This is a genomic window from uncultured Allobosea sp. (assembly GCF_945957345.1).
In the GTDB taxonomy this organism is placed as follows: domain Bacteria; phylum Pseudomonadota; class Alphaproteobacteria; order Rhizobiales; family Beijerinckiaceae; genus Allobosea.
Map to the genome: position 1 here is coordinate 17,810 of NZ_CAMFKW010000008.1, position 10,711 is coordinate 28,520.

The 10,711-nt window shown below is 65.6% G+C and carries 10 protein-coding genes; 3 read left to right on the forward strand and 7 right to left on the reverse strand.

Going from position 1 to position 10,711, the window contains the following annotated elements:
* Positions 1 to 15 precede the first annotated feature (15 nt).
* Positions 16 to 1,731: a hydantoinase B/oxoprolinase family protein gene (locus Q0Q36_RS05810; protein WP_293796304.1), complete on the reverse strand. Its 1,716-nt coding sequence runs from the start codon at positions 1,729 to 1,731 to the stop codon at positions 16 to 18.
* A complete protein-coding gene (locus tag Q0Q36_RS05815) occupies positions 1,724 to 3,850 on the reverse strand; it encodes a hydantoinase/oxoprolinase family protein (RefSeq protein WP_293796306.1) in 2,127 nt (708 codons plus the stop codon). Before Q0Q36_RS05815 ends, Q0Q36_RS05810 begins: the two co-directional genes overlap by 8 nt.
* Positions 3,851 to 3,935: 85 nt before the next feature.
* Here Q0Q36_RS05815 and Q0Q36_RS05820 point away from each other — a divergent pair, with 85 nt between their 5' ends.
* Entirely contained in the window at positions 3,936 to 4,370 is a 435-nt protein-coding gene (locus Q0Q36_RS05820; protein ID WP_293796307.1) for a TRAP transporter large permease subunit, read from the forward strand.
* A 39-nt stretch (positions 4,371 to 4,409) separates the two neighbouring features.
* On the opposite strand, the gene Q0Q36_RS25090 is transcribed toward Q0Q36_RS05820, so the two are convergent.
* The 5 genes from Q0Q36_RS25090 to Q0Q36_RS05840 form a co-directional block, all read right to left on the reverse strand.
* Positions 4,410 to 4,775, reverse strand: a complete 366-nt coding sequence (locus Q0Q36_RS25090) for a LysR substrate-binding domain-containing protein (protein ID WP_367187159.1) — start codon at positions 4,773 to 4,775, stop codon at positions 4,410 to 4,412.
* Between the two features lie 161 nt (positions 4,776 to 4,936).
* A complete protein-coding gene (locus Q0Q36_RS05825; RefSeq protein WP_293796308.1) occupies positions 4,937 to 6,091 on the reverse strand; it encodes an FAD-binding oxidoreductase in 1,155 nt (384 codons plus the stop codon).
* Positions 6,088 to 7,452 (reverse strand): NAD(P)/FAD-dependent oxidoreductase, encoded by a 1,365-nt coding sequence (locus Q0Q36_RS05830; RefSeq protein WP_293796310.1) that lies wholly within the window; start codon positions 7,450 to 7,452, stop codon positions 6,088 to 6,090. Before Q0Q36_RS05830 ends, Q0Q36_RS05825 begins: the two co-directional genes overlap by 4 nt.
* Positions 7,445 to 7,759, reverse strand: a complete 315-nt coding sequence (locus tag Q0Q36_RS05835; RefSeq protein ID WP_293796311.1) for a (2Fe-2S)-binding protein — start codon at positions 7,757 to 7,759, stop codon at positions 7,445 to 7,447. The genes Q0Q36_RS05830 and Q0Q36_RS05835 overlap by 8 nt, the downstream gene beginning before the upstream one ends.
* Before the next feature lie 86 nt (positions 7,760 to 7,845).
* Positions 7,846 to 8,670, reverse strand: a complete 825-nt coding sequence (locus tag Q0Q36_RS05840; protein ID WP_293796312.1) for an IclR family transcriptional regulator — start codon at positions 8,668 to 8,670, stop codon at positions 7,846 to 7,848.
* Positions 8,671 to 8,791: 121 nt separating this feature from the next.
* On the opposite strand from Q0Q36_RS05840, the gene Q0Q36_RS05845 reads away from it, so the two are divergent.
* Positions 8,792 to 9,565 carry an enoyl-CoA hydratase/isomerase family protein gene (locus tag Q0Q36_RS05845; protein ID WP_293796313.1) on the forward strand — a complete coding sequence of 258 codons (774 nt, stop codon included), beginning with the start codon at positions 8,792 to 8,794 and terminating at the stop codon, positions 9,563 to 9,565.
* Positions 9,566 to 9,634: 69 nt separating this feature from the next.
* On the forward strand, positions 9,635 to 10,702 hold the full coding sequence (locus Q0Q36_RS05850) for an ABC transporter substrate-binding protein (RefSeq protein WP_293796315.1): 1,068 nt from the start codon (positions 9,635 to 9,637) through the stop codon (positions 10,700 to 10,702).
* Positions 10,703 to 10,711: the final 9 nt, after the last annotated feature.

Below are 10,711 nucleotides of genomic sequence, written 5' to 3' on the forward strand. Positions count from 1 at the left end.
CGCCGGGCGTCAGGCTCACCGTTGACGAGGCAATTCACCGCGCCGGGACGTGGCCAGCACTTCGGCCACGCGATCCTCGGAGAGGCCATAATCGGTGCGTGCCGCCTCTGCCGAGACATAGCCCAGCGCGAGATCGCGCTCCACGCGGTTTGCGGCCCTGTTGGCAGCCGCGCCATAGCCGGCGCCGCCCGGAAAGGCCATCACGACCTTGCGGCCATGCGGCACGAACTGCTTGCCCTTGCCCTTCATCGCCGTGCCGTCGTCGAGCGCGATCGTCGTCGGGGCGCCGCCGCCGCCGCCGCGCCGACCGCGGGCAGGGTGATGGACGCGATCGAACATCGCCTGGATGTCGAACTCGTAGCCCTCCCAGGCGCCGACCTCCATGTGCTGGCCGAGGCCGCCGCGATGCTGGCCCTTGCCGCCGGAATCGGGCCGGAGCTCCTTGCGCCAGACGATGACAGGGCCGACCTGCTCGGTCGCCTCGACCGGCATCGTCATCACGCCGGAAGGGAAGGCCGTAGCATTCATGCCGTCGAGCGCGGGCCGTGCACCGGAGCCGCCCGAGTTAAATGTGAGCACTTCGGCGCGCACGGGATCGGCCGGCCAGGGGCCGTCGCTGCGCGGACGGAGCGAGACCTGGAAGTTGCAGAGGCTGCCGGCGCCCTCAGCCGGAACGAGGCCGGGCAGGAGCTTGTCGAGCGCGTCGTAGATCGTATCCGGCACCATATGGCCGATGATGTGGCGCAGCGCCACCGGCGCCGGCCAGACCGCATTCACGATGGTGTGCTCCGGCGCGGTGATGCGGAACGGCTCCAGCGAGGCCGCGTTGTTCGGGATTTCCGGCGCGATCGCGCATTTCAGCGCATAGCAGGTATAGGCCTTCGTATAGACCAGCGGCACATTGATGCCGTTCTTGTCGACGCCCGAGGTGCCGGTCCAGTCGCAGAGCACGCCATCCGGCTCGATCGAGATCTTCACCTTGAGGTCGATCGGCCGGCTGTAACCGTCGATCCGCATATGGCCGTCTGCCGCGCCCCGCGGCAGCGCCGCGATCTTGTCGAGCGTCGCCTGGCGCGAGTTGGTCAGGATGAAGTCGGAGATACCGGCAAGATCGGCGAGCTTGAACTCGACCATCATGTCGATCAGCCGGCGATGGCCGATCTCGTTGCAGGTCGCGAGCGCATAGATGTCGCCGACGAGCTGGTCGGGCTCGCGGACATTGCCGCGGATGATCGTGACCAGAGTCTCGTTGACCGTGCCACGGTCGACGAATTTCATGATCGGGATATGCAGGCCTTCCTCATAGACCGAGTTGGCATCGGCGCCGAAGCCGCGTCCGCCGATATCGACGATATGGGCCGTGCAGGCGAAGAAGCTGACATGATGTCCATTGTGGAAGGAGGGCGTGACGACGGTGATGTCGTGGAGGTGGCCAGTGCCTTCCCAGGGATTGTTGGTGATGTAGACATCGCCCTCGGCGATGTTGTCACGCCCGATGCGGCGGATGAAATGAGCGACGGCATCGGCCATGGCGTTGACGTGGCCGGGCGTGCCAGTCACGGCCTGTGCCAGCATCTCGCCTTTCTCGTTGTAGACGCCGGCCGAGAGGTCGCCGGCCTCGCGCACCGAGGTCGAGAAGGATGTGCGGATCAACGCCTGCGCCTGCTCTTCGACGACCGAGATCAGGCGGTTCCACATGACCTGATGGGCGACCTTGGAGATCTCAGGCATGGGCGGGCTCCTTCCGCGCGGCGACGGCAGCGGCGGGTGCGGCTTCTGAAAGGCGGATATCGATGCAGCCGTCGTTGAGCGTGACGGCGAAGCGGCTCGACGGCAGGACGATGGTGGTCTCGTCCTCGGTGACGATGCCGGGGCCGTTGATCCGGCTGCCGGCGGGCAGGGCGGTGCGGCTATGGGCTTGCGCCTCCACGCGCCGGCCGAGACCGGCATCGAAGACCGAGCGGCTGCCTTCGGCAGGCGCGTCGCGCACCTGCGAGACCGGCGCGACCGGAGCGACGGCCTCCTGCGGCGTGTGGGCGTTGACCGACCAGACGGTGATCTCGGCGGCGAGGCCCTTCACGGTGCGGCCGAACAGGTTGGCGTATTCATGCTCGAAGCGCCGGAGGATGGCGGTTGGGTCGGCGGCGCGAGCTTCTTCCGGCGTTAGCGTGACCGGGATTTCCCAGCCCTGGCCGGCATAGCGCATATAGATCTTGTATTCGGCCTCGATCACGCCGGCCCAGCCGCAGGAGCGGACGACGCGGGTCGCTTCCTCTTCCATCTCGTCGAAGAGTTTCGTGACGCGTGCCGTGTCGAACTGGGCCAGCCGCATGAACAGCGTGCGGTTGGCCTCGAAGCTGAACGGCGCCCTGAGGAAGCCGATGGCCGAGCCGACACCGGCGCCGGGCGGCACGAGGCATCTGATAATGCCGAGCTTCTCGCACAAGCGGCCGGCATGGAGAGGCGCGGCACCGCCGAAAGCGATCATCGTGTATTCCGACAGGTCTTCGCCGTTCTCGACGGCGTGGACGCGTGCGGCATTGGCCATGTTCTCGTCGACGACCTCGGCCACGCCCCAGGCGCTTTCCTCGGCCGCCATGCCGAGCTTGTCGCCGATCTCCGTTTCCAGTGCGGCAGCCGACTCGTCGGCGAAGAGCGGGATCGTGCCGGCCGCGAAATTATCCGGATCGATCTTGCCGAGTATGACGTCGGCATCGGTGACAGCCGGGCGCTTGCCGCCGCGGCCATAGCAGGCCGGGCCGGGCTCGGAGCCCGCGCTTTCAGGCCCGACGCGGATCTGCTTCATCGAGTCGACATGGGCGAGGCTGCCGCCGCCGGCCCCGATCTCGACCATGTCGATCACGGGGATCGAAATCGGCATGCCCGAGCCCTTCTTGAAGCGATAGGTCCGGGCGACCTCGAAGACGCGGGCGGTCTTCGGCGTATAGTTCTTGATCAGGCAGATTTTTGCGGTGGTGCCACCCATGTCGAAGGAGAGCACCTTCTTCAGCCCGTGCCGCGCCGCGATGTAAGCGGCGAAGACCGCGCCGCCCGCCGGACCGGATTCGACGAGGCGCACCGGGAATTCCGAAGCGCTTTCCAGTGAGATGATGCCGCCGCCGGAATGCATCAGGAAGATCGGACAGGCGGCGCCTTCCGCCGCGAGCCGCCCCTTCAGCCGGACGAGATAGCTCTTCATCAGCGGCTTGATATAGGCGTTGGCGATCGTCGTATTGAAGCGCTCGTATTCCCGCATCTGCGGCGAGACTTCCGAGGAGAGCGAGACCATCGCGCCCGGCAGACGCTTGGTCAGCACCTCTTGGATCAGGCGCTCATGCGCGTCGTTGACATAGGAATGCAGCAGCCCGACCGCGACGCTCTCGTAGCCGGCTTCGCGCAGTTCATCGACCAGGGTTTCGACGGCGGCGCGATCCAGCGGAACCAGGACCTTGCCGCGCGCATCCATGCGTTCCTTGACGGTATAGCGCCGATTGCGTGGCAATAGCGGCTCCGGCAGCGTCAGGTTGAGGTCGTATTGCTCGAAGCGGCTCTCGGTCCGCATCTCGATGACGTCGCGGAAGCCCTCGGTGGTGATGAGCGCGGTCTTGGCGCCGCGCCGCTCGATCAACGCATTGGTCGCCAGCGTCGTGCCATGGATGATCTGCCCGATCGCGGCGGCCGCGATGCCGGCCTTCTCGCAGACGCGGTGCATGCCTTCGATGATCGCATCCTCGGGCGCGGCGTAAGTCGTCAGGACCTTTGTGGAGAACCGCTGCCCACCCTGCTCCAGCACGACGTCCGTGAAGGTTCCCCCGATATCGACGCCCAGGCGGGCCCCGAGAATGGACATGGCTTACGCGCCTCCGTTGTCTGAGAAGCGGAAGATGGAGTGCGCGGCCGATGCCGTCGAATTATTATTTTCTATGTAATTCGATATGGAATATTTATCGCTGCAGTGGAGGCCCGACCACCTCTGCGAGCCGTCGCGCGTCGCGAGCTGGGTCGATGCGATGCATCTGTCGCCCTATGCATTGCTGGCGGTGCTGGCCGTGTTCATGCTGATCCTCGGCTGCTTCCTCGAGGGCATCTCGATCATCGTGCTGACCTCCTCGGTGATGCTGCCGATGGTGCAGGCGGCCGGCATCGACCTGCTCTGGTTCGGCATCTTCGTGGTGATCCTGATCGAAGCGGCGCAGATCACCCCGCCGGTCGGGTTCAACCTGTTCGTGCTGCAGAGCATCACCGGCAAGGACATCCTGGCGGTGACGAAGGCGGCGATCCCCTATTTCTTCATGCTGATGCTGCTGCTGGTCCTGATCACGGCTTTTCCGCAGATCGTCACCATCCTGCCGAAGATGATGGCGGGTTGAATCCAGCGCAAACTCGACGATCTGATGCTTGGTGGCTTCTTATTGCCCGCCGCAGCAACACAACTCATGGAAGCTGGCACGAATGAAACGCCTATTTCGGCGGGGACGAGATTGATTACCGATCCGATCTGGGGGCAACTGGCCCAGGCGGGGCTCTAAGCCTGCCTCGTGACGTACTTTTCGGATTTCTTTGAGAAGGACCGGCCCGGCTTTTGCCGGCGGCAAAATGAAATGGTCGTCCTTCAAGTCTGACAGGTTGAGCGTTGCTCGACGGGTCCGCGCGTGAGAAGCGGGCATCACGGCCACCATGCCTTCTTCGACGAGTGGTCGCGCTTGCACGTTTTCGCCGTACGGGAAGCCACGGCGCCGGAAGGCGACGTCGTATATGCCATCCAGCACTCGCATTCGTCCGGGTGGTCAGGATTGCCGGCTTGGCCCGGGGACGGACGGCCTCGACCTCAACGGCTTAGTCGTTAGGAACCCGAAGACGTCGATCGTCTCCATCCCGTTCTTGACCTGGCGGGCGCTGGTCTACCGAGGGCAGCAGGTGCCGGCAGACATGCCGATTAGTCGAATTCCTTGCGGAACTTGTCGCTGACCGTCGGCCCAGAGCGAAAGCGCCCGATCGAGAAGGGGCCGAGCGGCGTCTGCGTTGCGCCGTCGACGATCATTTCGCTCAGGCACAGGCCCACGCCGGGGCCGATCTGGAAGCCGTGGCCACAAAAGCCGAAGGCGTGAAAGAGCCCGGGCGTCGTCTCACTCGGCCCGATCACCGGGATCATGTCCGGCAGATAGGCCTCGATTCCCGACCAGACGCGGATGACATGGCATTGCGCCAGCATCGGCGCGACGCGCGCCAAGGCCTTCATCGCCGCGAGCGTCTTGACCGGCGGCACCGGGGCCCGGTTGGCCTGCGGATCGGCGGCGGTGCGCGGATAGCCTGCCAGGATGATGTTGCCCCGCGGAATCTGACGAAAGATCACCGAGCCGTCGATAGCCTGCACGGAAGGGCCGATCCGGTAGGGAAAGGGCTCGGTCACGAATTGGGGCGGGCCGGCGGGGAAGAGCGGCGCGGTCTCGCCGAAGCGCTCGGCGATCTCCAGCGCCCAGGCTCCGGCGCAGTTCACCAGCGCACCGCAGCTCAACAGGTCGCCATCCGCCAGTGTCAGGATGAAGCCGCTCCCGGCATTCTCGACCGCGGTAACGCGGGTGTTCTCGCGGATGTCGGCGCCTTGTCTCGCCGCAGCACGCGCGACGGCCGGCGTGGCTAGCCGTGGATTGGCGGTCGCATCGCGCGCCGAATAAGTGGCTGCGATCGCGCGTTCGCCGAGCCAGGGCCAGCGCCGCCTGAGATCGGTGAGGCCGACGCGTTCGATGGAGAGGCCGTAGGACTCGGAAACCTGCGCATAGCTTTCGAGCTTCGTGCGCTCGTCTTCGTCATAGGCGAGATAGAGATGCCCGGTCTGCTCGAACTCGCAATCCTCGCCGATCAGCGCCTCGAAATCCTCCCAGAGCTCCTGGGAACGCAGCGAAAGCGGATACTGGCCGGGAAAGCGGCCCTGCAGACGCAAGTTTCCGAAGTTGACGCCGCTCGACTGCGCGCCGACGACGCCCTTCTCGATCAATGTCACTTTTTGGCCCCGCCGGGCGAGAAAGAAGGCGGTCCAGGCTCCGATCAGCCCGCCACCAACGATGGCGACATCCGTGCTGGCGCGGCTCATGCCGGGTCTCCGGCCGCTGCGAGGGCGATCGGCTTGACCGGGGCCTGGCCGCGCAGCCTTCCAGCGGCCGCGCCGTCATTTCCGGCGCCTGCCGCGACGATTTCCTGAAGCGCAGGCCCGCAGACGCGGCCCTGGCACCGGCCCATGCCGCAGCGTGTCATCGCCTTGACGCGGTTGACTTCGGTCGGCCCGAGTTCCCTGGCCATTGCGGCGCGAACCTCGCCGACCGACACGTTCTCGCAACGGCAGAGCGTGACGGTGTCCGGCAGTGAGGCGATCTGCGCTTTCGGCCAGGCGAAGGCGCTGGCCAGCCCGCGTTGAAATTGGCGCAGCCGCTGTACTCGCCTTGCCAGGTTTCGCGTCGAGGCGACATCCTGCATCTGCCCGAGATCGGCAAGGATCGCGTGGGCGGCGAGCAGGCCGCTGGCTTCCGCCGCATCGGCGCCGCCGATCCTGGCGCCGTCTCCCGCCAGATAGAGGCCAGGTCGCGCCCGGCCCATGCCGTCGATGACAGGCAGGAACAGCCGGAAATCGGCGTCGTAGGCGAATTGCGCTCCGGCGAGATCGGCAAGCTGGGTTTCGGGTTTCAGGCCGTAGCCGAGCGCGATCGCGTCGCAGGCGAAGCGGCGTTCGCAACCCTGGCTGTCACGCAGCACCAACGCTTCGACCCGGTTCGTGCCCTCGATGGCGATGGGCGCGACGCCGTGCAGCAATCTGGTCCCGGCGCGCAGCAAGGCGCCCATATACCAGAGGCCGCGAAACAGCGTGCGCGGCGCAGCCAGGAGCGCGGGCAGGGCCGCTGCCTTGGCCATAAGCGGCGTGGTGTCGGCGAGCACGGCAATCTCGGCACCCATGTCGCGATATTGCTTGGCGGCCAGCGACAGCAGCGGCGACGAGCCCAGGAATGCGACCCGGTTTCCGATCAGGCAGCCCTGGTCCTTCAGCGCGACCTGGGCGCCGCCGAGCGTGAACACGCCGGGCAGCGCCCAGCCGGGCAGCGGAGCGACCCTGTCCATCGCGCCGCTGGCGATGAGCAGCTTGTCGAAGGCAATGGTCTCGGCCCGCCCTTCGCGCAGGAGATGCAGTGTGTTGCCGTCGATCGCCCAGACGAGCGTGCCGGGGCGATAGTCGATATGCGCGACCAGCGCGTCGAAGCGACGATGAAGCGAGGCGTATTTCTTCGCTTCGGAGCCCATCAGGCGATTCATGTCGAGCGCAAGGTCGTCAGCCGGTCGACGATAGCCCTGGCCGCCGGGCCGCGCGCCTTCGTCGATCAAGGTGGGCTTCAGGCCTTTCGCCAAGAGAAGCTCGGCGGCAGCGATGCCGGCCGGGCCGGCGCCGACAATGACGACCTCAGTCATGAGCGGCGGCCGGCAGCTGTGGCTCGGCGAAAAGCACCATCCCGTCAGAAACCGGGGTGGTGCAGGCTCTGATCCGGCCGCCTGCGGCGCTCCAGACCCAGCAATCCTGGCATGCGCCCATCAGGCAGAAGCCGGCGCGTGGTTCGCCTCCGAATTCCAGGCGACGGACGAGGGCACCATCTTGCAGGAGTGCGGCAAGGACGCTGTCGCCGATCGTCGCCCGAATGGCCGTGCCGTCGAAACTGAATGTCGCCGCTGCTCCGTTGCGGACGGCGACGCGGCGGAACAGGGCTTTTGACGGCTCCATGCAGATTCTCGAATTATCTCTATACGATAAAACTTTGCGTATTTTGATAAGTCGTGAGAAAGCTTGTCAAGGCGGCGTGTCGGGGATCAGACCCGCGAAATGGCGTGGGCGGCGGCGATGACCAGGGACGAGAAGCGCGAAACCACTTCTTCGTGGCTGAAGCGCGACGTCGAGGTTGCGATGTTGACGGCCGCCTCCGGCCGGCCGTGGTGGTCGACGATCGGCGCCGCGATCGACGCATCGCCGAGATAGACTTCCTCGAAGGCGGTGGCATAGCCCTGTGCCGCAGACTGGCGCAGCTTTTCGCGCAGCGCGTCGCGCTGCCAGGTGGTCGAGGGCGTATGAGGCTTCGGGTCGGACGCGTCGATGATCGCCATCGCCTCGTCCTCGGGCAGGCGTGACAGCATCGCGATGCCGGGAGCCGTGGCGTAGGCCGGCATGCGGGTACCGATGATCACGTCGGTGTTGAGGACGTGGCGGCTGAGGAAGCGCGAGACGAAGATGATCTGCGTACCCTCGCGCACGGTCAGGTTGACCGTCTCCTCCGTCTGCTTGCTGAGATGCATCAGATAGGGCATCGCCCGGTCCAGCAGGCGGCTGCTGCGCACGAAATGGTAGCCGAGATCCAGCGTCTTCGCGGTCAGCTCGAAGCGTTTGGTCTGCGCATCCTTGTGGAGATAGCCGAGCTTGGTGAGGGTGTGGGTGAAGCGCTGCGCGGCGCTGACGTCCATGCCGGTTTCCGAGGCGACCTGCGAAAGATTCAGCGTCTGGTGTTGCCGGCCGAAGGCTGAGAGCACCCGAAACGCCTTCTCGACGGAATTGACCATCAAGGCGTCGTCCTTCCGCCCCGGCCGCTCGGCCGGCGGTGCTGCGCTCTTGCGGCCGTTCTGTCGCGATTCAGGCATCGTCATCGGTGGCTCTTCTCCTCATCCGTCAATGGCTGGACGCGGCGACCTTGACAAGGTGAGCCGGTCGCGCAGAATATTCAATAGAATTTATCGCATTGCAATAAATACTCATCGGAGAGTGGTAATGAAGGATTCGGTTCTGATCGAGGTGCGCGGCGCAGTCGGCATCCTCACCCTCAACCGCCCCCAGATCCTCAATGCCTGGAACGCCCCGATGCGCTCGCGGCTCGTCGAGTGCTTCGACGAGCTGGAGGCGAACGAGGCGGTGCGGGCCATCATCCTGACGGGCGCCGGCGACCGCGCCTTCGGAGCCGGCCAGGACCTCAACGAGACCAAGACCTTCGATTCCGATCGGGCCGAGGCCTGGATGGGGGAGTGGGAGCGCCTCTACGACCGGATCCGCTCGCTCTCGAAGCCGGTCATCGCCGCGCTGAACGGCGTCGCGGCGGGCTCGGCCTTCCAGGTTGCGCTGCTCTGCGATCTGCGGATCGGGCATGAGGGCGTCACGATGGGGCAGCCCGAGATCAATTCCGGCATCGCTTCGGTGACCGGTCCCTGGATCATGCGCGAGATGATCGGCATCGCCCGCACGATCGATCTGACCCTGACCGGGCGGATGATGGATGCCGACGAGTGTTTCCGTATCGGCCTGATCAACCGCATCGTGCCGAAGGAGAAGGTGATGGAGGCTTCGCTGGCACTGGCTGGCGAGCTCGCGGCCAAGCCTCCGGTCGCCATGCGCCTCAACAAGGCCCGCTTCCGCGAGGTCACGGAGGAGAGCTTCCGCGAATGCCTCGCCGCCGGCATCCGCAACCAGCGCGAAGCCTATGGCACCGGAGAGCCGGCGCGGATGATGGAGGAATTCCTGGCCAAGCGCGCCGCGCGCAAGAGCGCCTGAGGCCGAAAATACCCGACTGACCGACCATCCACGGGGAAATGCGGAAAACCGCTTGAAGGGGAGACCAAGATGACGAGCAGAATCGAGAAGCCGACGAGGCGTACCCTGCTGCAGCTTGCCGGCGGTGCTACCGCCGGTGCGATCACCGCGCCCTATCTGGTCGGCACAGTGCGCGCGGCCACGCAGATCACGGTGGCCGATCCCGGCGGCCCGTTCGGCCCGGCCTTCCGCAAGGCCTTCTACGATCCCTTCGAGAAGGCGACCGGCAACAAGGTGGTCAATGTCGCCCGCGAGGCCGAGCCGACCGCGCAGTTCAAGGCGATGGTCGAGACCAAGTCTTACACCTGGGACGTTTGCACGCTGACGCTGTCGGCCCGCGACATCCTGAAGGCGCAAGGCCTGCTCGATCCGATCGGCTTTACGCATGCCGACGTGCCGAAGCTGATGCCGGAGGCGATCTCGCCGGAATTCATGGGCACGGACGTCTATTCTACGATCTTCGCCTACCGGACCGACAAGGTGAAGAACGCGCCCGCGAGCTGGACGGATTTCTTCAATGTCGAGAAGTTTCCGGGCCGCCGCTCGATGCGAAAGAACCCGATCGACAGCCTCGAACAGGCTCTGCTCGCCGACGGCGTGCCGCTCGACAAGCTCTATCCGCTCGATGTCGAGCGGGCCTTCAAGGTGCTCGACAAGATCAAGCCGCATATCTCGGTCTGGTGGACGGGCGGCGCCCAGTCGACGCAGCTTCTCCAGAGCGGCGAGGTCGACATGACGACGGGCTGGAATGCCCGTCTCCAGGCTGCGATCGATGGCGGCGCGCCGGCCAAGATCATCTGGAACCAGGGTCTGTATTCGATCGAGGGTTGGGGTCTGCCGAAGGGCGGACCGAAAGCGGATGTCGCCCGCCAGTTCATCCGCTTCTGCTCCGATCCGAAGGCCCAGGCAGCCTATACCGATGCACTCGCCTATGGGCCGACGAATCTCGACGCCTATCAGACCATCTCCGCCGAGCGCGCCAAGCTGCTGCCGACCTCGCCAGAGAACCTGAAACAGATGGCGATCGCCAATGAGACCTGGTGGAGCGCCAACCGGGCGAAGGTGACCGAGCGCTTCAACGCCTGGCTCCTGACCTGAGGCTGATGG